The organism is Vibrio sp. FE10 (assembly GCF_030297155.1).
GTDB classification, from domain to species: domain Bacteria; phylum Pseudomonadota; class Gammaproteobacteria; order Enterobacterales; family Vibrionaceae; genus Vibrio; species Vibrio apostichopi.
Window position 1 is genome coordinate 3,107,920 of the sequence record NZ_AP028067.1, and the last position, 25,636, is coordinate 3,133,555.

General features: G+C 44.6%; 22 protein-coding genes. 5 read left to right on the top strand and 17 right to left on the bottom strand.

Going from position 1 to position 25,636, the window contains the following annotated elements:
• Positions 1–23: 23 nt before the first annotated feature.
• Positions 24–2,372, top strand: coding sequence for a PilZ domain-containing protein (locus QUF19_RS13790; RefSeq protein ID WP_286294674.1), 2,349 nt, complete (start codon positions 24–26; stop codon positions 2,370–2,372).
• A 127-nt stretch (positions 2,373–2,499) separates the two neighbouring features.
• On the opposite strand, the gene serB is transcribed toward QUF19_RS13790, so the two are convergent.
• Positions 2,500–3,480: a phosphoserine phosphatase gene (gene serB / locus QUF19_RS13795; RefSeq protein WP_286294675.1), complete on the bottom strand. Its 981-nt coding sequence runs from the start codon at positions 3,478–3,480 to the stop codon at positions 2,500–2,502.
• A gap of 109 nt (positions 3,481–3,589) precedes the next feature.
• On the opposite strand from serB, the gene QUF19_RS13800 reads away from it, so the two are divergent.
• On the top strand, positions 3,590–4,201 hold the full coding sequence (locus QUF19_RS13800; protein WP_286294676.1) for a YtjB family periplasmic protein: 612 nt from the start codon (positions 3,590–3,592) through the stop codon (positions 4,199–4,201).
• Positions 4,202–4,446: 245 nt separating this feature from the next.
• On the opposite strand, the gene deoD is transcribed toward QUF19_RS13800, so the two are convergent.
• The 12 genes from deoD to ubiT form a co-directional block, all read right to left on the bottom strand.
• A complete protein-coding gene (gene deoD, locus QUF19_RS13805; protein WP_286294677.1) occupies positions 4,447–5,166 on the bottom strand; it encodes a purine-nucleoside phosphorylase in 720 nt (239 codons plus the stop codon).
• A gap of 63 nt (positions 5,167–5,229) precedes the next feature.
• On the bottom strand, positions 5,230–6,450 hold the full coding sequence (locus tag QUF19_RS13810; protein ID WP_286294678.1) for a phosphopentomutase: 1,221 nt from the start codon (positions 6,448–6,450) through the stop codon (positions 5,230–5,232).
• Between the two features lie 76 nt (positions 6,451–6,526).
• Positions 6,527–7,855, bottom strand: coding sequence for a thymidine phosphorylase (gene deoA / locus QUF19_RS13815; RefSeq protein WP_029225893.1), 1,329 nt, complete (start codon positions 7,853–7,855; stop codon positions 6,527–6,529).
• Between the two features lie 240 nt (positions 7,856–8,095).
• Entirely contained in the window at positions 8,096–8,872 is a 777-nt protein-coding gene (gene deoC / locus QUF19_RS13820) for a deoxyribose-phosphate aldolase (protein ID WP_017080007.1), read from the bottom strand.
• A gap of 520 nt (positions 8,873–9,392) precedes the next feature.
• A complete protein-coding gene (locus tag QUF19_RS13825) occupies positions 9,393–10,655 on the bottom strand; it encodes a NupC/NupG family nucleoside CNT transporter (RefSeq protein WP_017108773.1) in 1,263 nt (420 codons plus the stop codon).
• 204 nt (positions 10,656–10,859) lie between these two features.
• Positions 10,860–11,672 carry a TatD family hydrolase gene (locus QUF19_RS13830; protein ID WP_286294681.1) on the bottom strand — a complete coding sequence of 271 codons (813 nt, stop codon included), beginning with the start codon at positions 11,670–11,672 and terminating at the stop codon, positions 10,860–10,862.
• Complete coding sequence (locus QUF19_RS13835; RefSeq protein WP_286294683.1) at positions 11,653–11,808, bottom strand: DUF5363 family protein; 156 nt, start codon at positions 11,806–11,808, stop codon at positions 11,653–11,655. The genes QUF19_RS13830 and QUF19_RS13835 overlap by 20 nt, the downstream gene beginning before the upstream one ends.
• Before the next feature lie 98 nt (positions 11,809–11,906).
• Entirely contained in the window at positions 11,907–13,487 is a 1,581-nt protein-coding gene (prfC, locus tag QUF19_RS13840) for a peptide chain release factor 3 (protein ID WP_012604694.1), read from the bottom strand.
• A 173-nt stretch (positions 13,488–13,660) separates the two neighbouring features.
• The gene (gene rimI, locus QUF19_RS13845; protein ID WP_286294684.1) at positions 13,661–14,116 is read right to left on the bottom strand and encodes a ribosomal protein S18-alanine N-acetyltransferase; all 456 of its coding nucleotides are present in this window, start codon (positions 14,114–14,116) and stop codon (positions 13,661–13,663) included.
• On the bottom strand, positions 14,109–14,507 hold the full coding sequence (locus tag QUF19_RS13850) for a DNA polymerase III subunit psi (RefSeq protein ID WP_102437813.1): 399 nt from the start codon (positions 14,505–14,507) through the stop codon (positions 14,109–14,111). Before QUF19_RS13850 ends, rimI begins: the two co-directional genes overlap by 8 nt.
• Before the next feature lie 155 nt (positions 14,508–14,662).
• Positions 14,663–15,166, bottom strand: a complete 504-nt coding sequence (locus QUF19_RS13855) for a GNAT family N-acetyltransferase (RefSeq protein WP_017106950.1) — start codon at positions 15,164–15,166, stop codon at positions 14,663–14,665.
• Positions 15,150–15,677, bottom strand: coding sequence for a ubiquinone anaerobic biosynthesis accessory factor UbiT (gene ubiT, locus QUF19_RS13860; protein WP_065103009.1), 528 nt, complete (start codon positions 15,675–15,677; stop codon positions 15,150–15,152). The genes QUF19_RS13855 and ubiT overlap by 17 nt, the downstream gene beginning before the upstream one ends.
• Positions 15,678–15,934: 257 nt before the next feature.
• Here ubiT and QUF19_RS13865 point away from each other — a divergent pair, with 257 nt between their 5' ends.
• The 3 genes from QUF19_RS13865 to QUF19_RS13875 all read left to right on the top strand — a co-directional run bounded on the left by QUF19_RS13865 (position 15,935) and on the right by QUF19_RS13875 (position 20,096).
• The gene (locus QUF19_RS13865) at positions 15,935–17,974 is read left to right on the top strand and encodes a bifunctional diguanylate cyclase/phosphodiesterase (protein WP_286294685.1); all 2,040 of its coding nucleotides are present in this window, start codon (positions 15,935–15,937) and stop codon (positions 17,972–17,974) included.
• Positions 17,975–18,185: 211 nt separating this feature from the next.
• On the top strand, positions 18,186–19,199 hold the full coding sequence (gene ubiU, locus QUF19_RS13870) for a ubiquinone anaerobic biosynthesis protein UbiU (RefSeq protein ID WP_016784927.1): 1,014 nt from the start codon (positions 18,186–18,188) through the stop codon (positions 19,197–19,199).
• 18 nt (positions 19,200–19,217) lie between these two features.
• Positions 19,218–20,096, top strand: coding sequence for a U32 family peptidase (locus QUF19_RS13875; RefSeq protein ID WP_198595884.1), 879 nt, complete (start codon positions 19,218–19,220; stop codon positions 20,094–20,096).
• Positions 20,097–20,182: 86 nt separating this feature from the next.
• On the opposite strand, the gene QUF19_RS13880 is transcribed toward QUF19_RS13875, so the two are convergent.
• The 4 genes from QUF19_RS13880 to pnp form a co-directional block, all read right to left on the bottom strand.
• A complete protein-coding gene (locus QUF19_RS13880; RefSeq protein ID WP_286294687.1) occupies positions 20,183–21,520 on the bottom strand; it encodes an MATE family efflux transporter in 1,338 nt (445 codons plus the stop codon).
• Positions 21,521–21,614: 94 nt separating this feature from the next.
• A complete protein-coding gene (locus QUF19_RS13885; protein WP_286294688.1) occupies positions 21,615–22,022 on the bottom strand; it encodes a MarR family winged helix-turn-helix transcriptional regulator in 408 nt (135 codons plus the stop codon).
• Between the two features lie 168 nt (positions 22,023–22,190).
• Positions 22,191–23,114, bottom strand: a complete 924-nt coding sequence (gene nlpI, locus QUF19_RS13890) for a lipoprotein NlpI (RefSeq protein WP_286294689.1) — start codon at positions 23,112–23,114, stop codon at positions 22,191–22,193.
• A 124-nt stretch (positions 23,115–23,238) separates the two neighbouring features.
• Positions 23,239–25,359 (bottom strand): polyribonucleotide nucleotidyltransferase, encoded by a 2,121-nt coding sequence (gene pnp, locus QUF19_RS13895; protein WP_286294690.1) that lies wholly within the window; start codon positions 25,357–25,359, stop codon positions 23,239–23,241.
• Between the last annotated feature and the right edge of the window lie 277 nt (positions 25,360–25,636).

Below are 25,636 nucleotides of genomic sequence, written 5' to 3' on the forward strand. Positions count from 1 at the left end.
CCGTCCATTCTAACAAGAAAAGTATGCAGCAATCTGAAATTCTATCTGTAGCAGAGCGACTCATCCCAGCCTATCACGCTGAGGATTTCGACTTCCTTCTTTCTCAAATGACAGAAGGTGAATCCCCGTCTCTGAAATTGCTCGTTAAAATGGAACTGAATCGTATCATGGCTCCGTGTACAAAGAGCATTGATTTACGCGGACGTATTGATAATGAGTGCCGTCAGTTTACGCTCGATGGACGTAAGCACTGGCTTGATGACATTGCGTTAAATGCGTATCAGCGTGGTACCAAAAAGTTTAAAGGCTATACCGAAGGCACGTGGGAGCTAGTCATGACCCCGCGAACTCAACCGCTTCGTAATATTGTTAAAACGTCCTCCCAAGACAACAACGACATCACCAGTGCGAATAGCCCTTATGAAGCCGAGGCTATCAACCTTGGTTATGACCTAAAACGTCAAGAAAACCGACTCAAGATCAGTTCTCAGGTTGAGATCACCACATCCAAAGGCCAAAGCCTACACGGTGTGACAGTCGACATTTCTCCTTCAGGTGCCAAATTCAAAGTACCAAGTGCCTTTAGATATAACCTTGGCGAAATCATCGAAGTAAAATTCACAGAGCTTGTTGAGAAGTCTTTGGAAACAGACAGAAACGACATCGTGGAATTTCGAGTGCTGGGCATTGACGAATCTTACGAAAATAATGCTGTTAAGTTCCTGAGAACGATCAAGATTAGCGATTCAAGCCTCGTTGCTCGCTTGCTTGATGAATCTTTGAATAGCTCTAGCAAGAAAACCAGTCACGAGAATCAAGACCGGTTTATTCGAACTCGTACTCGAGGCATCGAACATACCTATCTCAAGCACACCTGTAACCTTCCGCTGTTCTTCAGTGGTAGCGAACTTAAACTGGCATTGCTAACCGATAACAACCATCCATTGTGGCAATACTGGCACGATGAACGAAACCAGCAAGCGCTCGGGACTCTGTTTAACGAACAACGAATGAACCTGCTTGCTAAGCCTGGCGTTAAAGGCACAAGTAACGTCATCTATTCGTTTACTCATGAGCATCAAAATAAGACTTTGTTCTATTCAATGATGCTACCCGAAGCCTCTCGTGAACAAAGACAGTTGTTTTGGCACATAGGTGGCAAACGCAGCAGTTGGAAAGCGTTTAAGTTCTCGGTATTCGAACTATCGGATACCGAAAGACAAGCATTAGCGAAACACTCAGATACGCTGGCTCAAAGCTCAGCACAATTGACGCACTGTGGCATCTTGCAAGAAATTGGCGACCACGAAAGTGCAGCCGATTACTTATTGAGTGAAAAACCACGTATTCCAAGCAGTGAACTGAATCGCTTTCGTCATCCACGCGCAGTAGTGGGTAATATTCAGAGTATCTACTTTGATTCTCAAACTCGCCGTAAAGAACCGAGATACCAATTTAAATCGCCGCTACAACTGACCTCTCAAGACGGAGCGGCTGCAAATGGAAACACCTTAGACATTTCTAAACGTGGTCTTAGCGTTACCCTTGAACACCCAATGGTTTTGAAGATTAATGACCCTGTGTTGGTGAACTTCAATGAGCTGCAACTCTATGACAAAAAGTTACCGCTCAGTACGGTTCCTTATCATGTTATTCGAGTGAGCCCCAACGGTCGTAATGTGCAATTGGTTATCGCTGAGAACGCCAAAACAATGCGTACCATCGCATTCTTAAATGGCCTGATCGATCAAAACCAAAGCAAACTGGTTAAGAAACAAGAGATATTGCCAACCCACTCGCTCCTTGAATCTCTGCATAATATTCTGTTGAGCAAGATGGTCAGTAACCCAATATTCATTGATAAACCAAGTTCAACACTGCGTTGTAAGATCATTGGTGTGAACTTCCCACTGAATAAGCATCTAGCACTGCTCGCTAAGCTTGGTCACAACCAAAAGTTTTCACTGGAACCGATTTTCAAAGGCCACTCTAATTCGCTATTAGCGGAGCCTTTGAAAAAGATTCAAGGTGCTGAGCCTAAGCATCATGATGTGTACATTGCTGCGGTTAAATTTGGCGACAAGATCCAATCCGTTCACACTAAATTGGTCAAAGATTTCGCATCTGCAAAAGAACGCATCTTATTCATTAAGAAGGCACAGCACTTAGGTGATGTGTATGTATTGCGAGTTACGACAGCGCCAATCTTCAACCCTTTGACCAGCTTGTTCCAGTCAGACTTAGAAGAGTTGTCTCGAATCAGTATGCATCAAGCGAAAAAGTTAGAGAACGAGATTACCGCTTTTATAGGCTATGGCGAGATAGAAGATATTACTGATGAAGTGTTGATTCGATTAGAGCTGACTCGCTAATCCAAGCCTCTGGACTATCGATCTAGGTCATCGATATTCCAGAGACAAAAATAGAAAAAGCAGGCTCATCGCCTGCTTTTTTGTATCCGTTGTAAATACGTTTTTGTTTAGCGCTTACCGAATATGACTAAGGCTTCGCTTGCCAGCTGATTTTTTGCTGCTTAGCTAATACGCCAGACAAGATACACAGCACGCCACCTAAACCTGCGTAACGCACAGCGGTTTGAGCTTCTTGCTCTACTTTCGGCTTCGCATGGTAGGCAATACCTAAGCCTGCAGATCGCATCATCACCAAATCATTGGCACCATCACCAACAGCAACCGTGTTGTGCAGTTCCAGTTCATACTCTTCAGCAAGTTCTACCAAGATATCCGCTTTAGTTTGCGCCGAAACAACATCACCTAACACTTCACCTGTCAGTTTGCCGTTAACGATTTCGAGAGTATTTGACTGAGCATGGTCAAGATCAAGCGTATCTTTTAAATAATCAGAGAAGTATGTGAAGCCACCAGAAGCAATCGCCGTTTTCCAACCCAGCTTATTCAGTGTGTTCACGAGTTCTACTAAGTCAGGCATAAAAGGCAGTGATTGACGAACCTGTTCTAAGATAGCTTCATCAGCACCTTTAAGCGCGCCTACTCGCTGGCGTAAGCTCTGTTCAAAATCGAGTTCACCTTGCATCGCTCGTTCCGTGATCTCAGAGACTAACTCTCCAACACCTGCTAGCTTTGCTATTTCATCAATACATTCAATCTGAATCGCTGTGGAATCCATATCCATTACAATCAAACCTGGCTTAGATAAGTCTGGGACCTCGCTAAGGCAAGCATAATCAAGCTTTAAGGCCTGGAGAATTTCTTCGTGCGCTGGGGTTAAATTTCCAGACATCAACGCCACTTCATAATGCCCAACTTTCCACGTATCAAGAATGGTGTTGTAAGTGCCTGTGAAAAAGTCGATGTCATCAAAAGATTGAGGAGACAAGTACTCGCCAAATATAATCCAGTTGGCTTTGGCTTTAGCGAGTTGAGAAGCAAAACGAGTCTCGGGGAGTCGAGTTAATAATGTTGTATGCCTTTTAATCGGCAGATATTTCTGAGCGTCCATGTGTATGATTCCTAATTAACTATGCTAAACGTTAACCTATTGCAATTTGAAAACGCAAGTCTCAATATGTCTTAATCATAACATTTGTTTATTTCAGGCTTCGTGAAACATGAATGAATCATTGTTCTCAATACGTAACGCTTTACGAATGCTAGCCCTCATTTTGCTGGCTACTATGTTCGTTGTAACGATTAAAAATACAGTCGTGATCAGTAAAGGTAACGAGAAGATCCAAGCAAAGCAGCTAGAAACGCTGACTAAATTACTTATCTCGCAGGCCTCACTTTCGGCCAGCAAAGCGATCACGCAACAAGATCAAGAACGGCTGCTTGAGCTAACCAATCAGCTTTCTCAAGATCGACTGGTATTCGATACCACTATCTATGATGCAGAGGGGATTCGACTGGCTTCAAGCGAAAAAGCACTCTCGGTACGCGAGGTTCTTGGCTTAGACACGCCACTTTCAACAGCAAGTATCGGCAGGCAGCAGTTAGTTGAACCTATCTACTCGCCAGAAAAAACCATCATCGGCTTTATTCGAGTGACCTTTGAAACAGGTAAAATGACGGCGATTTCTGATCACCATTATCGCAAGAGTGATCGTTACATGATCGGTATGGTCTTGATGGGCTTCGTCAGTGGTGTGTTATTCATCATGTTGATTCGCAGACGACAAACTAAGTCGGGTGAGAACTTACTGCTTAAAAATGTAAGCTCATAAACTCGTGCATCGTGCCTTGGGCTTTTGACCTTGGAATCATGAAATAAAAACCTCGGATTAGGTAACATGATTTATTTCGATTGAAATCACATAGCCTTCAGAATCCAAGAAATAGCACTCAGTAATAAATCATTACCAATAAAAAGCCCCGACGCTCAAGCAGCGACGGGGCTTTTTGTTATCTGTTGGTTTGGCTAGCTATGTTTATTTGAGAGCTAGAAACGACCTAAACCACAAAGCAACTCTTACTCTTGATCACCAAGAAGCACAGAATCGAGTGCAATAACCATCATGTCGTTGAAGGTCGTTTGACGTTCATCTGATGTGGTTTGCTCACCTGTTTTGATGTGATCCGAAACAGTACAAATCGTCAGAGCTTTTGCGCCGTATTCGGCACAAACACCGTAGATACCGGCCGCTTCCATCTCTACGCCGACAATGCCGTATTTATCCATCACTTCGAACATGTCAGGATCTGGCGTGTAAAACAGTTCAGCAGAGAAAAGGTTGCCGACTTTGACGTCTACACCACGAGCTTTAGCTGCCTCTTCTGCCGCACGCACCATTTTGTAATCTGCGATAGCCGCGAAATCATGACCTTTAAAGCGAATACGGTTCACTTTTGAGTCGGTACACGCACCCATGCCGATAACTACATCGCGTACTTTGATATCTTCACTCACTGCACCACAACTACCGACACGAATGATCTTTTTCACACCAAAGTCTTTGATCAGCTCAGTCGCGTAAATAGAACAAGATGGGATGCCCATGCCGTGCCCCATTACCGACACCTTACGACCTTTGTAAGTACCGGTGTAACCAAACATATTACGAACATCACACACCTGAACCACTTCTTCTAAGAAGGTTTCAGCAATGAATTTAGCACGTAGCGGATCGCCTGGCATTAGAACTACGTCAGCGAAATCACCCATTTCAGCATTAATATGTGGAGTAGCCATTGAAAATATCCTTAATCTCAAAACAAAAAAGAAGAGAGAGGTTTCCCTCTCTCTAGTTAACTATTATAAAAAGCTTGTACCATATCCCATTGGCGATGTGCCGAAGTATGACGCTAAGCTTTGACCGATATCAGCGAAGGTATCACGACGGCCTAGAGAGCCTGCTGGAACCTTGTTACCGTAAACAATCACAGGGATATGCTCACGAGTATGGTCTGAACCCGGCCATGTTGGGTCACAACCGTGGTCTGCTGTCAGGATAAGCACGTCATCTTCTTTCATCATATCGATAATTTCATTGATGCGACCATCGAAGTACTCAAGCGCCGCTGCGTAACCAGCAACATCACGGCGGTGGCCGTAAGCTGAGTCGAAATCAACGAAGTTAGTGAACACGATAGTGTTGTCGCCCGCTTCAGTGATCGCTTCTTTAGTTGCTTCAAATAGTGCTGGGATACCTGTTGCTTTGGTTTTCTGAGTGATACCACAACCTGCGTAGATATCAGAGATCTTACCAATTGAGTGAACGTTGCCGCCCTTCTCATCAACCAGCTTCTGAAGAACAGTCGCCGCTGGCGGCTCAACAGAAAGATCGCGACGGTTACCAGTACGTTCGAATTGACCTTTACCAGCACCAATAAACGGACGAGCGATAACACGACCAATGTTGTAATCAGCTAGCTCTTCACGAGCAATCTGACAAAGGTCTAATAGGTTTTGTAGACCGAATGTCTCTTCATGACATGCGATCTGGAAAACAGAGTCTGCAGACGTGTAGAAGATTGGCAGCCCAGTCTTCATATGTTCTTCACCTAGGTTATCTAGGATTTCTGTACCCGATGAGTGGCAGTTACCTAAAAAGTCAGATAAACCAGCACGCTCAAGGATGCGATCAGTCAGTTCTTTTGGAAAGCTGTTCTCTTTGTCGGTGAAGTAGCCCCAGTCAAACAATACCGGTACACCTGCGATTTCCCAGTGACCTGATGGCGTGTCTTTACCAGAAGACAGCTCAGCAGCATGACCGTAAGCGCCAATGATCTCAGCGTCTGCATCCATACCAGGAGCAAAACGACCTGTAGACTCTTTGTGAGCCATAGCTAAACCTAGCTTAGACAGGTTTGGCAGCGTTAGTGGACCTTCACGATCCGCGTTGTCTGCAAGGCCTTGCTCACAATGGTCAGCAATGTGACCCATAGTATCCGAACCTACATCGCCAAATGTATCTGCATCCGCTGTTTCACCGATACCGAATGAATCTAAAACTAAAATAAATGCTCTTTTCATTTTCTTCACCAACTTATTGCTCTTTGCACCAGAACTCTGTTTATCGGTATACGCGAGGTATACCGATACCTGTTATTTACACGTCTTCAGAACGAATCTGACGGTAAACATCTGGCGTTGCTGTATATTCTCCGCCCACAGTGATTGCATTTTGTAATGCCGTTGCAGCTTCTTGCCACTGTTGTTCATTGCGAGCATGAATCATTGCTAATGGTTTATCGTCGCTTGCTACTTCGCCAAGGCGAATGAAGCTATCAAAACCGACTGCGTAATCAATGCTGTCTGTTGCTACGCGGCGACCACCGCCCATACCAACTACAGCCATACCAATTGCACGCGTATCCATCGCTGATACTACACCGCTTTCGAGTGCGTACACTGGTTTAACAATTTCTGCTTTTTCTAGGTAGTTATCGTAGTTCGTTACGAAATCTGCTGGACCACCAAGGCCCGCTACCATCTTACCGAAGCACTCTGCTGCTTTACCGTTATCCAGTACTGCCATCAGTTTTTCACGCGCTTCATCTGAATCTTTTGCTAGGTTACCCAGCACCAACATTTCCGCACACGACGCTAGTGTGATTTCCAACAAACGTGGATTACGGTATTCGCCTGTTAGGAATTGAACCGCTTCACGTACTTCGACTGCGTTACCCGCTGAAGAAGCCAGAACTTGGTTCATGTCCGTTAGGATTGCTGTTGTTTTAGTGCCTGCACCGTTTGCTACGGCCACGATAGATTTTGCTAACTCTTCAGATGCTTCATACGTTGGCATGAATGCGCCTGAACCTACTTTTACGTCCATCACTAGAGAATCAAGGCCAGCAGCCAGTTTCTTAGATAGGATTGAAGCTGTGATTAGCGAGATGTTATCTACTGTTGCTGTGATATCACGAGTCGCGTAAACGCGCTTATCAGCCGGTGCTAGATCGCCCGTTTGACCGATGATCGCCACGCCAGCTTCTTTGGTTACGGCACCGAACACATCGTTGGTTGGTGTAATGTTGTAACCAGGGATAGATTCTAGTTTATCTAGCGTACCGCCAGTGTGGCCTAAACCACGACCAGAGATCATTGGAACGAAACCGCCACATGCTGCCACCATAGGGCCAAGCATCAGAGAAGTTACGTCCCCAACACCACCAGTAGAGTGTTTATCAACGATTGGGCCATCAAAGTTCATGTGGCTCCAATCAATCACCATGCCTGAATCACGCATTGCACATGTTAGTGCGATACGTTCTGGCATCGTCATTTCATTAAAAAAGATAGCCATTGCGAATGCAGCAATTTGGCCTTCAGAAACCGTGTTTTTAGCGACGCCTTGGATGAAGAAGTTAATTTCTTCTGTGGTCAGTACTTCGTTATCACGTTTTCTGCGAATAATTTCTTGAGGTAGATACATTAGTGCCTCCCAAACTCTAGTGAGTATGGTGTGTAGGGAAAGAGGTAATATGGAGTGACTTAACGCCACTCCATCAAACAGACTTAATTGTTATCAATACTCTAAATATTTGGCGTTGCAGTTAGGCGGCTATTCTCTTGAAAGAAAATCGAAGTTCATTCCTATGAGCATAGAAGCTCTATGTGATTAGGAGGAACTTGCGCAGGCAACAACGCTGCGGCGTCAAATATGACGAGTAAATTAGTATGCTGCTGGATCAGCAGTTTCGTCTGTCACTTCTAATGTATTAAGAAGGTTAGTCAGTAGGCTTGAAGCACCAAAACGGTAGTGCATGTTGTCTGCCCACTCAGCGCCTAGTAGCTCATCAGCCATTGCTAGGTAAGCTTGAGCATCTTCAGCTGTACGAACACCACCAGCTGGTTTGAAACCAACTGTTTTAGCAACGCCCATGTCACGAATAACTTCAAGCATCATGCGTGCGAACTCAGGAGTCGCGTTTACTGGCACTTTACCTGTTGAAGTCTTGATGAAATCTGCACCCGCTTCGATACAGATTTGAGAAGCTTTCTTGATCAGTGCTTCTTCTTTAAGCTCACCTGTTTCGATGATCACTTTAAGCGTGATATCACCACAAGCTGCTTTACATTGTTTAACTAGCTCAAAGCCAACTTCTTCGTTGCCAGCAATAAGAGCACGGTATGGGAATACTACGTCAACTTCGTCTGCGCCGTACGCTACCGCTGCTTTTGTTTCTGCAACAGCAATTTCGATGTCGTCATTACCATGAGGGAAGTTAGTTACAGTCGCAATGCGTACTTCTGGAGTACCTTGCTCACGCAACGCTTTCTTAGCGGCTGGGATAAAGCGAGGGTAAATACAGATTGCAGCGGTGTTGCCAACTGCAGTCTTCGCGTCATGACAAAGCGCCACTACTTTTTCAGTAGTATCGTCGTCATTTAGCGTCGTTAGGTCCATAAGTTTAAGTGCACGTAGAGCTGCTGCTTTTAAATCGCTCATTTCTATCTCCGATCAATATATTCAAATAGTTAACTACTTCGCCTTCCATCCAGTATAGATGGATATTTAGTAATGCTCAGTAGCCACAAATGAACGGACTTGGTTCCCTGAAGACTTGATAACTTTCGCTACCAATTGCAATCCTTGTCACCGCACAGTACCAGTTTGGTCTATGGCACAACAAATCAGTCATGTTGTGTCTAACATCTATAGCGTATCGCTAAGTTTGGCTAAATCCCAGAAGAATAACCTTTAGATAAATCCAAGCGGTTACTTTCTTGCCAACAGAGACATCCTATCCCTTAAGCTTATACATTATAGGTATCCATCAATAAATTGTAGTGCTCCTTAGAACGCAAACGGTTTGTATCTCAAAAAAACATTCTAGACCCATTTTCGACTTCGAGCATATGTTCATGCTCTTGCAAAAATCACGGGGCCTAAAAACAAAAAAGCCCCGCAGCAATTTCTTGCTACGGGGCGATATTATTATGGCGTCTATATATCGATTTCTAACTGATTAGAAAGACAGGAAGAAGCCAGCAATTGTTGCTGCCATCAGGTTAGATAGAGTACCAGCAATAACCGCTTTAACACCCATACGAGCGATGTCGTGGCGACGGCTTGGTGCAATACCACCTAGACCACCTAGAAGAATCGCAATTGAAGAAAGGTTTGCGAAACCACATAGAGCGAACGAGATAATTGCTTGAGTCTTAACAGACATTACTTGGCCAGTCGCTTCAACGATTTGAGCGTTCTCACCGATGTATGGTACGAAGTTTAGGTATGCAACGAATTCGTTAACAACTGTCTTCTGACCAATAAAAGAACCAGCGATAGTTGCTTCTTCCCATGGAACACCAATGATGAATGCTAGCGGTGCGAAGATCCAACCTAGAAGAAGTTCTAGAGTTAGGTGTTCCATACCGAACCAACCACCGATGCCACCAAGGATACCGTTGATTAGAGCAATTAGACCGATGAATGCTAGTAGCATTGCACCAACGTTAAGAGCTAGTTGTAGACCAACTGATGCGCCACCTGCTGCTGCGTCGATAACGTTAGCTGGTTTGTCATCGCCACCGTCCATTTCGTCAGCGATGTTATCGTCTGGCGTATCTGTTTCAGGCTTGATGATTTTAGCGAATAGTAGACCACCAGGTGCTGCCATGAATGACGCTGCAACTAGGTACTCTAGAGGTACACCCATAGATGCGTAACCTGCTAGTACACCACCAGCTACAGAAGCCAAACCACCACACATTACTGCGAATAGTTCAGAGTTAGTCATTTTAGGAACAAAAGGACGAACAACTAGAGGTGCTTCTGTTTGACCAACGAAAATGTTTGCTGCTGCAGACATAGACTCGGCGCGAGAAGTACCTAGAGCTTTCTGAAGACCACCACCAAGAACTTTGATTACAATTTGCATTACACCAATGTAGTAAAGTACAGAGATAAGTGCAGAGAAGAAAATCAGAGTTGGTAGTACTTGGAAAGCAAAGATGAAACCGATACCGTCAACTGAGAAGTTAACTAGGCTGCCGAATAGGAAACCAGTACCGTCTTTACCGTAGTCGATCACGTTTGCTACACCAGCAGAGAAACCTGCAAGCAGATCACGACCCCAAGGGATGTAAAGTACGAATGCACCAAGTGCGAATTGGATAGCGAAAGCGCCACCCACTGTTCTTAGATTAATAGCTTTGCGGTTGTCAGATAGTAGTACTGCGATTGCAATCAGTGCAACCATTCCGACGAGGCTCATAAACAGGCTCATAGTTTATGACTTCCTTATTAGTTATTTATTGGCGTGTTACAAAATGGGGCTATAAAGCGGAGGCAATTATACTCATGCGACCACTAATAAAGTAATGCCATCCTCACACTTTCGTACAAGATTCATGTACCATTCACACGCAAATGTGAGCTAAATCACAAGCTCAATGCAATTTACGCAAACGATAAACAAAAACCTTCGATTTTATTCACATATACCGAATGCGCGATGGCTATTTTGCCATATTTGCGCTGCAACCGATTGCTTTGTCTCATTTCTAAGCAGAATAAGTTCATTTAATATCGTAACTAAATATTTGGAATGATTAACATTTCCTTGGTTCCCGTACACAGGCATGTCGGGAGCATCCGTTTCCAACACCAAGCATTCAAGGGGCAATTTAGCGATGGTTGTGCGCGTTTTTTGCGCTCTTGGGTAAGTTATCGTTCCACCGACCCCAATATAGAAACCGAGCTTGATCCACGCTAAAGCCTGCTGCTCACTCCCCGAAAAGCCGTGAATCACGCCACCCAAAGTGAATTTGTGCTGCTTTATTAGCTCAATAAGTCGGTTGTAAGACTTCCTTTCATGGATGATTAACGGCAGTTCAAATGCCTTCGCGAGTTCCATTTGTTGGATGAAAAAACGCTCTTGCTTGCCTCTATCTACATCAACAAAAAAGTCGAGCCCGCACTCTCCTATCGCAACACATTGGCTGTTTTTTGAAGAGAGTAATTGGCGAAGTTCCGAAAATTTCTCATCCTCCGCTTGCTCTAAAAAGTAAGGATGGAAGCCCAAGGCATAGTAAACATTAGGGTGAGATTGAGCGATTTTGTCGAGTTTTTTCCAATTACTCTGGCCAATAGAAGGAATAAGAAGCTTCTCAACTTGCGCTTGTTTCGCCTCTTTAACGTAACCTTCAATACCTTTATCAAGTGCAATACCTTGCTCAAAGGCATCAAAGTCTGCGTGGCAATGGGTATCAAACAGCGGAAAATCACTTAATTCTGGTGTCATCTTCCCCACTCTCTGCTTGTTGTCCTTGAGGATCACGGCGATGAGGCACGCAGCTGCGCTTATTCTCAGGCGTTAAGCCAAGCTCTTCGCACCACTTATCGTATTTCTTAATCCAAGCTTTTATCCAACTGAACATACTTTCCTCAAGCTTCTGAATTCAAATAACACGTATAAAAAAACGTCTATTGCAGAACAATAGACGTTTTTGTTTAACTCGAATAGAGCGCGGAGAAATTAGTGCTCGCGCGTCGCTCGGAATTGAACTTCTGGGAAACGTTCAGAAGCTAGGTTCAAATTAACCATGGTTGGTGCAATGTAAGACAGGTTATCACCACCATCTAACGCTAGGTTAGCTTGGCTCTTACGTTTGAATTCTTCTAGTTTCTTAGCGTCATCACATTCAACCCAACGTGCTGTTGCAACGTTCACACCTTCGTAAATCGCTTCAACGTTGTATTCCGCTTTCAAGCGCGCTACAACCACATCAAACTGAAGTACACCAACAGCACCAACGATCAGATCGTTATTTTGCAAAGGACGGAATACTTGAACCGCACCCTCTTCAGAAAGCTGAACTAAGCCTTTTAGAAGCTGCTTTTGCTTCAGTGGATCGCGCAAACGAATACGACGGAATAGCTCAGGCGCAAAGTTAGGAATACCCGCAAACTTCAAGCTTTCGCCTTGAGTAAAGGTATCGCCAATCTGGATTGTGCCGTGGTTATGCAGACCAATGATGTCACCTGCGTATGCTTTTTCAGCACGCGCACGGTCACCCGCCATGAAGGTTACCGCATCTGAGATACTCACGTTCTTACCCGTACGAACATGGTTCATCTTCATACCTTGGTCGTAAGTACCCGATACGATACGCATGAATGCGATACGGTCACGGTGTTTTGGATCCATGTTTGCTTGGATCTTAAAGACGAAACCAGAGAACTTCTCTTCAGTCGCTTCAACATCACGCTCATTTGCTTGACGTGTTTGAGGTGCTGGAGCCCATCGAGTTAGGCCGTCAAGCATGTGGTCAACACCGAAGTTACCCAATGCAGTACCGAAGTAAACAGGAGTCAACTCGCCAGCAAGGAACAGTTCATGATCAAATTCAGGACATGCGCCAATAACCAATTCAAGCTCTTCACGAACGCTGCTCGCCAGATCTTCACCAACAGCTTCGTCTAGTTCAGGGTTATCCAGACCTTTGATGATACGAACTTCTTGGATCTCATGGCCGTGGCCAGATTCATACAAGATCGTTTCATCACGGTGAATGTGGTAAACGCCTTTAAACTCTTTACCACAACCGATAGGCCAAGAGATTGGAGCACAAGCCATACCTAGCTCGCTTTCCACTTCATCTAGCACTTCCATTGGGTCACGAACATCACGGTCAAGTTTGTTCATAAACGTTACGATTGGTGTATCACGTAGACGCGTTACTTCCATCAGTTTACGAGTACGATCCTCGACACCTTTCGCAGCATCGATAACCATCAAACAAGAGTCAACCGCAGTTAGTGTACGGTACGTATCTTCCGAGAAATCTTCGTGTCCTGGAGTATCGAGTAGGTTTACTAAGCAATCGTTGTATGGGAATTGCATTACCGACGTAGTTACCGAGATACCACGTTCTTTTTCCATCTCCATCCAGTCAGATTTAGCGTGCTGGTTAGAGCCACGGCCTTTTACGGTACCCGCTTTTTGAATCGCGTTTCCGAATAAAAGAACTTTTTCAGTAATCGTGGTTTTACCCGCATCCGGGTGAGAGATAATTGCAAACGTTCTACGTTTGCTCACTTCTTGTTGGAAAGACATAGTCGCCCTTTGCTGATCTAAAGCGTAAAAAGGGCAAGTAGATAATACTTGCCCTTGAATTCTGTGTGCGGATTATACAGAAAGCGTGTCACTTTCTAAAGGGTCAGTTTACACCCTATTTATCGCAGATTCTGTAGTTAGCTAATCGGGGTTAACTAAAAGACATAATATGATTAGCTAAAGGCCATGAAAAGATAGCTCATAATGATCGCATCTTCATTACCTTGCTTGGTTGGGTAATAGTTACGACGGCGATCGACTTCATTAAAGCCAGCTTTCTCGTAAAGATTAAACGCATGCACATTACTTTCGCGAACTTCCAGCCAAGCACTTTCAGCATCAGCCTGTTCACACATATCAAGAAAGTGCTCAACCAAAGCTTTGCCGTAGCCTTTACCTTGCTGCTTTGGGTCAACCGCTATCGTCAGCAAAGTCACTTCACCGACAATGTTCTGAGCATAGAAATAGCCGACAACCTCTCCATCTACCTCAAGAACACGGTGGCTGCCTCCACGGCTATTAAGATCACGGATCATATTTTCAGACCAAGGATGAGAATGCGCAGTCTGCTCAATTTGCCAAATAGCGTCGAGGTGTTGTTCTGAAGTCGGTAATAATTGATTAGTCATAAGCACAAATTTGTTGCCATAAGTCGCGGCGATGTTGGTTATTACCGTTAATGTCAGACAGTAATGGAGATTGAAGTGTTTTTGCCTTCAGTTCATAGGCAGATTCACAACCAGCAAACCAGATCCATTCAACCGAACCCAAATCCACAGCAGACAAATGTTGGGGTTGAAGGTGTAAAGCCTGAGATAAGTCGAGCTTGATACTTTTAAGTACGCGTTCAAACATCACGGCGAGATCTTCCTGAGGTTTTTCAGGCGAAACCAATAGTAACTTGCAGTCGCTCGATAGCGGAATCAATTCAGATTCGTAGCCAGCCAAACGCTCTGGGTGGCTAAGCTCCCATTGGCTGATGCCCATCTCTTGCAGGTATTGCGCGTGTGTTTGTGACATATCTAGCGGTGTAACCTTAGGTTTGTTGATATTGGTCTTGTTAGAGCGAGCTGAAAAGGAGCTCATTGGGGCTGATACTAACAAAAAATAAAGGAGCATCAAGCTCCTTTATTTAGACTAATTCAGTTTGCATCATATTGCTTAGTGAATAAGGCCTATAAGTCGTTAAACTCTGGGCTGTAGGCAATCTTACCCGAATGGCCAGCAAGTACGCCGTCGACTAACTCGATAGCTTGGAAGGCACCTTCAGGTACATCCCAAATGCAGCTAAAGCCAAACTCACTTGCGGCTTTAAAACCAAAACGACCGTAGTAAGCAGGATCACCGAGCACAACACAGGCTGGGTAACCAAAATCCACCAAAGTAGAGAAGGCTTCTTCAACCAAAGATTTTGCGATGCCTTGGTTTCTGCACTCTGCTTTTACCGCTAAAGGAGCCAAGCCTTGCCAGTTGTGGTCTTCGCCATCAAGCGTCACAGGGCTGAACATCAGGTGACCAACCACCTCGCCGTCATCTGAACAAGCCACCAGCGACAAGGTTAAATGACTATTCTCACGTAAGCTCATAACCAAATTAGCTTCTGCATCCGTTTCAAAAACAGATTTCAATAAACGATCAATGACAAGTATATCTGCCGGTGCTTCAGTTCGAATAAGCATTCATTACCTCACTTTGTGTATCTGGGGATTGTACTCCCTTCTGCACAAAATCAGCTAATTGATTTAACAAAGTTTTCATCGGAGTCGGCAATAAGTCCAAATCTACGCTATCCATCAAGTTTTTGACTTCTAAACCAAGCTCAGTATCGCCCTCAATCGACAGTCTACGTTGGAAAAAAAGCGTATCTGGGTCTTCTTTACGCCCTGCAATAAGCACAAGATCATTAAGGTTACCGCTAAAGCTTACATCTTCAGAAACCTCTTTATCAGCTACAACTAGTTGCTCATTTTGGTAGCTAATACACCAACTTAATCCCATATCTTTGATCGAAACTTTAAGCCACTTATCTTCAAGGAACTCAAAGTCACCGTCTTCTAGAGCTTCTTTGAATACACTTTTCAGCGCCTCCAATAAGGCTCTTTTTTGTACTGTTTTAGGCAATAACTGGACTGGAGATCGCAAAATTGATGCGGCATTTTGAACTAGTTGAGTGCGAATCTTGTTTATCACGTGACTTATCCGTAACTTTGTCAATAATATGGAATGCATCATAAATGATGTTAAAAACTCAGTTACTGTTATGTATCAAATTTACTCCTCTTTGATACTCGACCTTTAATATCCTGAAAATCACAGTTATAGTAACTCAGGTAATGAGAATTACAGCGAATCGCTGCGCTCACAGGTAGATACCGACAATTACACACAAGTAATAAGTATTTATCTATAGTGAATATTCAAGCTCTTGGAGAATTGGTAGTACTTTGATGCCTCCCCAGCAACTACAACATTGGTTTACTCAGTTAACTGCGAACAGCCCGTTCTTTTTTGCAGTTCTTGATGCTCAACATAATTACCTTATGGTGAATGAGCGTTACTGTGATATTGCTGGTTTAACTCAAACTGAGCTTGCAGGCATGAATGATCGCCAAACCTTAGGCGAGCAATTCTATCAACACCTAAAGCCCTATTATGAGCGTGCATTCAATGGTGAAGCGATTGAAGCAGAAGTCACTCTCAACGAGACTGACCTCGACACTAGCCTTCACTTCAGTCTTGCTCCCCTCACTAGCGGCAACAAAACCGATTACATCGTATTTCACGCCTTTGACACCTCAGAAAATCAAGTCCTCGTTCGCTCTCTGGAAGAATCTGAAGCGAAGTTCCACAAGCTTTCTCAACTGCTGCCAGACGGGCTACTTTTGGTTGAGAACGACTACATCTTGTCATCTAACCCTGCCGCAGCAAGATTACTTGGTTTCAACTCACCTTCAGAGTTACTAGGTGAAGAGCTGGGCCGTCTGTTTATCGATGAACAAACCAAAACTGTCTTCAACAATAGCCTGAGTTCTATTATTTCTGAGTCAGGTTTGGTTTGTTTAACTGGGGCTCGATGTGGCTTTGAACGTAAGGTTCAACTTCATATCGATTCGACCGCCGTGCTAGGAAACAGTACACAATTAGTCCTCATCCAAGATGCACAGGAAACAGCAAAACAGTTTACTCCGGCAAACAGTGAAGATGCCTATATTGATGCGCTCACCAAACTCTACAATCGAGTAGGATTTACTAAGCGCCTTGAGCAATTCATTCATAACAATACACCCGTTGTAATGCTCTACTTAGACATTGATAACTTCAAGAATATCAATGACTCTCTGGGTCACCACATCGGTGATAAGGTCATCAAAGAAGTCGCATCTCGCCTAAAACGCCTACTGCCTCGCCAAGCGGTTGTTGGCCACCTTGGTGGAGATGAGTTTGGTATCATCCTGCCAGAACCGGAACATCAACGAACACCTGAAGCCTTATCTGAAAAGATCATTGCTCTGATCAATCAACCCTTCGACCTTCACCATTTCAGTAAACGTCTAGCCTGTTCTATTGGTAGCGTGAGCTTTCCTCAAGATGGTACTGATGCTCGTATCCTGCTGCAAAACGCTGATACCGCGATGTATGAAGCCAAAGATCGTGGGCGTAATCGTCTGATTAAGTTCAACGAGCAGATGAACAAAGAAGCGCGTATGCGACTGTGGCTTGAGATAGAGCTTCAGAAGGCATTACAACAAAATGGACTCGAGGTTTGGTATCAGCCAAAGGTGAATGCCCGTGATTTCACCATCAACGGCGCAGAAGCTCTGGTTCGTTGGAAGCACCCTGTTGAAGGTTACATTAGCCCTGCCGCATTCATCCCAGTTGCGGAACGTGCTGGTCTTATCGAACAACTTGGTCGTGTGGTGATGCGTGAAGTATTTGCGACAGTTAAGCGTTGGAAGATGCAAGGTATCCTGCCAGGTCGAGTGGCTATCAACTTGTCTCCAGAACAGTTTGGTAACCCGAAACTGATTGATTACGTTGAGAAATTACTCCGTTCAACAGAGCTTGATCCAAGCGCAATTACTTTTGAGCTGACAGAAAGTGCTGTGATGAGTGACAGTGAGCACACACTGCAGATGCTCAACGCTATCAAGAAATTAGGATTCGCCTTATCCATCGATGACTTTGGTACAGGCTATTCATCGCTGTCTTACCTAGCTCGCTTCCCGATTGACGAGCTCAAAATTGACCGTGCGTTTATCTCTGATATCGATACGCTACCAAAGCAAATCACCGTAATCGAAAACATCATCAACCTGGGTAAATCTCTCGATTTAACTGTGGTTGCAGAAGGTGTCGAAACCAGTGAGCAAGCAACTCTGCTATCGAATCTCAACTGTAGTTCCATTCAAGGGTTCCACTTCTATCGACCACAACCGAAACAAGATGTTGAAGAGCTGTTCGCACAAAACCGCCGCCACAAAAACTAGCGAATCAATACGACTGGCTTCGTGATGTAAATAAGCCAAACCATAAAGATTCGCTAACCGAAAACGACTCAAAGCACAAAAGCACCACTCGTCAGTACCTCAAACGGAGTAAAAGCAGATTTATCCATCTAAACCTGCCTTACATCAATTCCGTCATTCATAATTCTTCATAAAATGCCCGCTTCAATTTCATTCTACTGGTAGTGAGCAAATGGAACTCTTATGCCCAGCGGGTAACTTACCTGCTTTGAAAACCGCCATTGATTGCGGTGCGGATGCTGTCTATATCGGATTCAAAGACGATACCAATGCCCGACACTTTGCAGGCCTTAACTTTGCGGGTAAAAAGCTCGATCGTGCCGTGCAATACGTGCATGACCGCAACAAGAAAATTCACGTTGCCTTAAATACTTTTGCTCACCCAAATGGTTTCGAACGTTGGACCAATGCCGTAGACAACGCGGCAGCGCTAGGTGTTGATGCGCTGATCATCGCGGATATTGCGGTTCTTGAATACGCTGCAAATAAATACCCAGATCTAGAACTACACCTATCAGTTCAAGCTTCTGCGACCAATGCGGCTGCAATCGACTTCTATCACAAGAACTTCAATGTAAAACGTGTGGTATTACCCCGCGTATTGTCGATTCATCAGGTCAAACAGCTTTCTCGTAACATCACCTCTGACGTTGACCTTGAAGTATTCGCTTTCGGTAGTTTGTGCATCATGGCTGAGGGCCGTTGCTACCTCTCTTCATACATGACAGGTGAATCCCCTAACACGGTGGGCGCTTGTTCTCCGGCGAAATATGTACGCTGGCAAGAAACAGAAACAGGACTAGAGTCGCGCTTGAATGAGATTCTTATCGACAAGTACGTAGCAGGCGAAAACGCGGGCTACCCAACACTGTGTAAGGGTCGTTTTGAAGCGGACATCGATGGTGAACGTAAGCGCTACCATGCACTTGAAGAGCCAACTAGCCTTAACACGCTATCAATGCTGCCAGAGCTTTTTGCTGCAAATGTTGCTTCTGTGAAGATTGAAGGCCGCCAACGCAGCCCGGCTTATGTTGAACAAGTGACTCGTACGTGGCGTGCGGCCATTGATCGCTACTTAGCGAACCCAGAACAATACCAAGTAGAACAAGCTTGGAATGCGACACTGGCGAATGTATCCGAAGGCACACAAACCACCCTTGGTGCTTACCACCGTAAATGGCAATAGCGCCAAATGGAGAACTCAATGAAATACGCATTAGGCCCTCTACTCTACTTTTGGCCAAAACAGGACGTTGAAAGCTTCTATGAGCAAGCAAAGTCTAGCTCTGCCGACATCATCTACCTTGGTGAAGCGGTGTGTTCAAAACGCCGTGAGATGAAAGCCAAGCACTGGATGGATATTGCCAAAGAGCTGTCAGCTTCTGGTAAGCAAGTGGTGCTATCGACGATGGCCTTGTTGGAAGCGCCAAGCGAAGTCAACATCATGAAGAAGTACATCGACAATGGTGACTTTGCGATTGAAGCCAACGATGTATCTGCCATTCAACTAGCCAGCGAAAGCAAAGTACCTTTCGTGGTTGGCCCTGCGGTTAACACCTACAATGCACGCACGCTGAACCTGTTCTTGAAGCAAGGTATGACGCGCTGGTGTATGCCCGTTGAGCTTTCTCGTGAATGGCTGAGCAACGTCATGACACAATGCGAAGAGCTTAATATTCGTAATAAGTTCGAAGTCGAAGTGTTTAGCCACGGCTACTTACCGCTTGCTTACTCAGCACGCTGCTTTACCGCTCGCGCTGAAAACAAAGCCAAAGACGATTGCGAAACCTGCTGCATCAAATATCCAACAGGTCTGCAAGTCGATAGCCAAGAAGGTCAGTCGGTCTTTAACCTTAACGGCATCCAAACCCAATCGGGTTACTGCTACAACCTAGTCAATGACTTGCCGAGCATGCATGATTTGGTCGACGTGGTTCGTTTAAGCCCGTTAGGTATCGATACCTTCTCTGAGATCAACAACTTCAAAGCCAATGAGCATGGTCAAAAACCGATGACCATTGAAAGCCGTCAATGCAACGGTTACTGGCACCAACTTGCAGGTTTAGAAGTTAAGAACATCTAACTCCTCTTGTTGAATCAATCAGTAACAGATACAAAAAAGGTCTAGCATTCGCTAGACCTTTTATCATTCAGTTTAAGAAAAACGACCTACGCTGTCGCGGTTTCCAGCGGCGCAGCATCGAGCTTCTTTACGTCTTTGTAGAGCATAATCATAACAACTACGCTTAACGCGATATTGGACAATGGATACGCAATCCAGATCCCCGGCACACCGTACAACTTAGGCATAATGTACAAGAAAGGTAATTGGATAAGCATATTACCTATCGTCACAAACATCGCCTTACTGCCCTTGTTCACCGCTTGATAATAAGCACCCGCTACCACTAAGAAGCCATCAAGAGCCAATGCAAACATGTGTAGTCGAATACCTAACACTGTGTACTCAACTAGCTGAGGTTCATCCGAGTTAAAGACGGAAACAAACTCACGTGGGAACGCGTTCAGCAGCAACACAAACGCCACACCAATCAAGACAGAGCTCACCATCGCAATCTTCAGTAACTTGCGAATATTCGCTTGATTGCGAGCTCCATGGTTGTAACTCACCAAAGGCTGCATGCCATTTGCGATGCCCTCCGCTGTGAGGTAATAAACCGTCACGATGTAGCCCAAAATAGCGTAAGCACCAATCATCAACTGGTCGCCATATTGAGAGAACAAGGCATTGTGCAGCGCCACCATCATCGAACCATACGCATACATAAAGAAGCTGGATGTCCCGATAGCGAAGATGTCAGGAATAACCGATAACTTCAATTTCAGTTCATTCCAACGTAAACGTAAGTTTGCGCGACGTGAGAAGAAGTAAGCCAGACCCAGACCGGTTACAACAAACTGAGCAATTGCGGTTGCCAATGCCGCCCCCTTCAACTCCCAACCAAACTGAGCGATAAACAGGTAATCCAATACAATATTGATCACCGCACCAACAATCATCAGTATCGTGGCTAAGTTCGGGCTGTCATCGTTACGCAGTAAAAATGGCATCGCAATTGAGCCTAAGGTAAAGACACTTGCGCCAATTAGGATATGTAAGTACTGCAGGCCAAGCTCATACACTCGACCTTCTGCGCCTTGCCAAAGCAAAAAGTTATCAGCAAACAGAAACAACAACCCAGAGACAATTGGCGTTATCGCCAACAGCAAGGTCAGACCCGTGGCTAAGATCTGCTTAGCGCCTTTGGTGTCTTTTTCGCCTTGGCGAATCGAGACAAGGGCACCCGTACCCACGCCCACTAGCATACCAATGCCGAGAATCGAACCAATAACAGGCCACGCGACGTTAATACCCGCAAGTCCATCAGCGCCTACATAACGGCCGATAAAGATGCCATCTACCACTTGGTAAAGGCCATTAACCAACATAGCCGCTACGGTAGGAATTGTGTATCGCCAGAATTGACGACTAATTGAGTTACTCATTTCTTACTCTACTTTCTTTCATCTATTGAGCCGCACTAAAATGAGATACGGCTCTAAAAATTAGTTAACAAGGCTAACTAAATATTTAAAATAATTACTTCAACGCTTTATCTAACAGTTGATTCAACAGTTGGGATTCTTGCTCAGATAAACGGCTCTCAAGCGTTTGTGCCATCACCTGATAAATCTTGCTCTCTTCTTCCAAACCAATTTCAGCTTTCTTGGTTAAAATGACCAATTTAGAGCGTGCATCCTCAAGCGAAGCTTGGCGTTCTACGAGCCCTTTTCTTTCTAGCCTTTGAACCATAGTCGTGGCTGAAGGTTTTGTCACCTGCATCTCAATAGCAAGGTCTGTTAGCCGAATAGGTTCTGGTGAAGCTTGAATGACCTTCAAATAATCGTACTCATTGAAGCTCAATTGGCAGATAGGATCTTCACTCACTTGAGTTCGCCATATCTTAGAAGCAAAGCGTTCAATTTTTTCTAGATTCTGATCCAACATAGATTTCCAACCACAGAATTCACATTTAGTTAGCAAGGCTAACTATTTTAATGTTGTTTAAATAAAAAGCAATCAAAAACGAGACCCCGTTTATAAAAAAGGAGTATAAAAAAGAGTCATAAAAAAACCGCTGACAGGCAGCGGCTTTTCGGAATCAAAATGTATCGCTTACTTAGCGTTAGCTTCTTCTTCGGCAGCGGCCAACTTAGCTTGCGCTAAATGTTCGGCCTTAAGCGTACTAAAAATACGACTTAACTCTAAGAAAGAGTAACGGTGTTCTACGTATTCATACACGTTAAAAGAAACCGCTAACTTGTACAAAGAGATAGCATTCGCGTAATCACCATTCATGTGGTGACGCTTAGCAAGGTAGAAGTACGTTTCAGTCAGGCGTTGAGCTAGCAGCGTGTTGTCACGAGTCCCTGTTAGGATAGCTTTGAACGCCTGCTCTTCAGTAATATCTTCAAGCATGATCGCAACTAATACCCAGCCCCACTGTTCATCACGACTCTCGTAACGATTTTGCAAATCAAGCTTCGCTTGTTCTGGCGTGAGTTCATGCTGAATGATGTAAAGCCACAGAGCGCGGAACGGGTCGCTAGGATCATCGGCGTAGTGCTTCATCATATCTTCATTGGCTAAGTCATAGCGCTCGCCATAGTAGAGTGCGATAGAGCGATTTCGTTCTGCATATGAGTTTGCAGGATCAAGCTCTAACGTAGAGTCAAAAGATTCATAAGCGGCATCAAACTCCCCTACTTGCGTAAAGTAAACACCCAAAAGGTTGAAGATATCAGGTTGAGCGGGATTCAATGAAAGAGACTGATTGAAATCAAGACGTGCTAAATCACGCAGGCCAACGCTGTCGTAGTAGTTACCACGCTCGAACAACATTTTAGCTCGAACTTCATCGTTCAAGTCTGGGCGCTGTAATAACTGACTCAGGCGTGCTATTTGCACTTCTTGCTGAACACTTGGTTGAAGCGGCACAGCCATTGGTGGATAAACCCAACGTGAGGTGTTATCTGATGTTGTCGCACAACCAGTTAGTACAAGCAGTAAACACATACTCGCGGTTTGAAACCATTTCACAAATAATTACTCCTGTTATGACCGCAATAAAAAAGGGGAGCGATATGCTCCCCTTTATAACATGCTTTTTTACCAATGGGTTAGAAATCACTAAAAAGCAATAGTCCCATTAGTAGGCTAAGAATTACTCAGCAGCAGGTGCTTCGCCTTCAGCTGGCGTTTCAACTGCTTCTTTCATGCTTAGACGTACACGGCCTTGACGGTCAATTTCAAGAACCTTAACTGGCACTTCTTGACCTTCAGTTAGGTAGTCAGACACTTTCTCAACACGCTTGTCAGCGATTTGAGAGATGTGTACTAGACCATCTTTACCTGGAAGGATAGTAACGAATGCACCGAAGTCAGCTAGACGAGCAACTTTACCTTGGTAAATGCGGCCAACTTCAACTTCAGCAGTGATTTCTTCGATACGACGGATAGCTTCTTTAGCAGCTGCGCCTTCAGTAGCAGCAATCTTGATTGTGCCATCGTCTTCGATTTCGATTGTAGTACCTGTTTCTTCACAAAGAGCACGGATAACTGCGCCGCCTTTACCGATAACATCTTTGATCTTATCAGAGCTGATTTTCATTGTGTGGATACGTGGAGCGAATTCAGAGATATCTTCACGAGCACCAGAGATAGCTTCATCCATTACAGAAAGGATGTGCTTACGTGCACCTTGCGCTTGGTTAAGTGCAATTTGCATGATCTCTTTAGTGATACCTTCGATCTTGATGTCCATTTGAAGTGCAGTGATACCAGCGTTAGTACCTGCTACTTTAAAGTCCATGTCACCTAAGTGATCTTCGTCGCCAAGGATGTCAGAAAGAACAACGAAATCGTCGCCTTCTTTAACAAGACCCATTGCGATACCCGCAACAGAAGCTTTGATTGGAACACCAGCATCCATAAGTGCTAGAGATGTACCACATACAGAAGCCATTGAAGAAGAACCGTTAGATTCTGTGATTTCCGATACAACACGAACGGTGTATGGGAATTCGTCAACAGAAGGCATTACTGCTTGGATACCACGTTTAGCAAGCTTACCGTGACCAATTTCACGACGCTTAGGAGAACCAACGAAACCAGTCTCACCTACACAGTATGGAGGGAAGTTGTAGTGTAGAAGGAAGTTGTCTTTCTTCTCACCCATTAGGCTGTCGATGATTTGTGCATCACGTTGTGTACCAAGCGTTGCAGTAACAAGTGCTTGAGTTTCACCACGAGTGAATAGAGAAGAACCGTGTGTACGTGGAAGAACACCAGTACGTACGTCTAGCGCACGAACCATGTCTTTTTCACGGCCATCGATACGTGGGTTGCCAGCAATGATGCGGCTACGTACTACGTTTTTCTCTAGAGAACCAAGCATGCCGCGGATTTCGCGCTCATCTAGGTTTACGTCTTGAGCTAGAAGAGCAGCAACCGCTTCAGTTTTGATTGCGCCAACTTGCTCGTAACGAGCCATTTTCTCAGTGATCTGGTACGCGTCAGATAGACGAGTTTCAGCCAGTTCAGCAACACGAGCTTTAAGCTCAGTGTTAACTACTGGTGCTTCCCAGTTCCAAGATGGAGTTGCAACTTCAGCTGCAAATTCGTTGATCGCTTTGATTACAACTTGTTGTTGGTCATGACCGTAAACAACAGCTGAAAGCATTTCTTCTTCAGACAGGTTATCTGCTTCAGATTCAACCATTAGTACTGCGCCTTCTGTACCAGACACAACTAGGTCTAGTTTAGAGTTTTCAAGCTCAGTATTTGATGGGTTAAGAACAAGTTCGCCGTCGATGTGACCAACACGTGCAGCACCGATAGGACCATTGAATGGAGCACCAGAGATAGCAAGCGCAGCAGACGTTGCGATCATAGTGATCATGTCTGGGTTTACGTCAGGGTTGATAGAAACAACCGTAGCGATAACTTGAACTTCGTTTTTAAACGCACTTGGGAAAAGTGGACGAATTGGACGGTCAATCAGACGAGCTGTTAGCGTTTCGCCTTCAGAAGGACGACCTTCACGCTTGAAGAAACCACCAGGGATTTTACCCGCAGCGTATGTACGCTCTTGGTAGTTAACTGTTAGAGGGAAGAAATCTTGGCCTGCAACAGCTTCTTTCTTAGCAACAACAGAAACGAATACTGATGTATCGTCCATAGTCGCCATTACAGCAGCAGTAGCTTGACGTGCCATTACGCCCGTTTCTAGAGTAACGGTGTGGTTACCGTACTGGAACGATTTTACAACTGGTTTTTCAAACATTGTATATCCTTAGCTCTAAAGTCATGACTTTAGATTAAGTGAAGAATGACTCAAGATATTACCAATCGCGACTAGTGAAAAGAGACTTGGGAATGATGCTTCTTTGTATGAGTTCATACGCCGAATTAAGACCAAATCCGCCTTTGAATAGTCGCGACCTATTGGCCGACATGTGACTGTAACGTCTTGAGAGGTTGATTGCCCAGCGTCGAAAACGCATAGGCGGGCGTAGTATAAACTATTTTTATTAGGAGAGATATTTCCTATCAGAAAAAGC

Coding starts and splice junctions, on each gene's coding strand:
- QUF19_RS13790 (WP_286294674.1), top strand. CDS start 24: ATGCAGCAATCTGAAATTCTATCTGTAGCAGAGCGACTCATCCCAGCC.
- serB (WP_286294675.1), bottom strand. CDS start 3,480: ATGGACGCTCAGAAATATCTGCCGATTAAAAGGCATACAACATTATTA.
- QUF19_RS13800 (WP_286294676.1), top strand. CDS start 3,590: ATGAATGAATCATTGTTCTCAATACGTAACGCTTTACGAATGCTAGCC.
- deoD (WP_286294677.1), bottom strand. CDS start 5,166: ATGGCTACTCCACATATTAATGCTGAAATGGGTGATTTCGCTGACGTA.
- QUF19_RS13810 (WP_286294678.1), bottom strand. CDS start 6,450: ATGAAAAGAGCATTTATTTTAGTTTTAGATTCATTCGGTATCGGTGAA.
- deoA (WP_029225893.1), bottom strand. CDS start 7,855: ATGTATCTACCTCAAGAAATTATTCGCAGAAAACGTGATAACGAAGTA.
- deoC (WP_017080007.1), bottom strand. CDS start 8,872: ATGAGCGATTTAAAAGCAGCAGCTCTACGTGCACTTAAACTTATGGAC.
- QUF19_RS13825 (WP_017108773.1), bottom strand. CDS start 10,655: ATGAGCCTGTTTATGAGCCTCGTCGGAATGGTTGCACTGATTGCAATC.
- QUF19_RS13830 (WP_286294681.1), bottom strand. CDS start 11,672: ATGACACCAGAATTAAGTGATTTTCCGCTGTTTGATACCCATTGCCAC.
- QUF19_RS13835 (WP_286294683.1), bottom strand. CDS start 11,808: ATGTTCAGTTGGATAAAAGCTTGGATTAAGAAATACGATAAGTGGTGC.
- prfC (WP_012604694.1), bottom strand. CDS start 13,487: ATGTCTTTCCAACAAGAAGTGAGCAAACGTAGAACGTTTGCAATTATC.
- rimI (WP_286294684.1), bottom strand. CDS start 14,116: ATGACTAATCAATTATTACCGACTTCAGAACAACACCTCGACGCTATT.
- QUF19_RS13850 (WP_102437813.1), bottom strand. CDS start 14,507: ATGTCACAAACACACGCGCAATACCTGCAAGAGATGGGCATCAGCCAA.
- QUF19_RS13855 (WP_017106950.1), bottom strand. CDS start 15,166: ATGCTTATTCGAACTGAAGCACCGGCAGATATACTTGTCATTGATCGT.
- QUF19_RS13865 (WP_286294685.1), top strand. CDS start 15,935: ATGCCTCCCCAGCAACTACAACATTGGTTTACTCAGTTAACTGCGAAC.
- ubiU (WP_016784927.1), top strand. CDS start 18,186: ATGGAACTCTTATGCCCAGCGGGTAACTTACCTGCTTTGAAAACCGCC.
- QUF19_RS13875 (WP_198595884.1), top strand. CDS start 19,218: ATGAAATACGCATTAGGCCCTCTACTCTACTTTTGGCCAAAACAGGAC.
- QUF19_RS13880 (WP_286294687.1), bottom strand. CDS start 21,520: ATGAGTAACTCAATTAGTCGTCAATTCTGGCGATACACAATTCCTACC.
- QUF19_RS13885 (WP_286294688.1), bottom strand. CDS start 22,022: ATGTTGGATCAGAATCTAGAAAAAATTGAACGCTTTGCTTCTAAGATA.
- pnp (WP_286294690.1), bottom strand. CDS start 25,359: ATGTTTGAAAAACCAGTTGTAAAATCGTTCCAGTACGGTAACCACACC.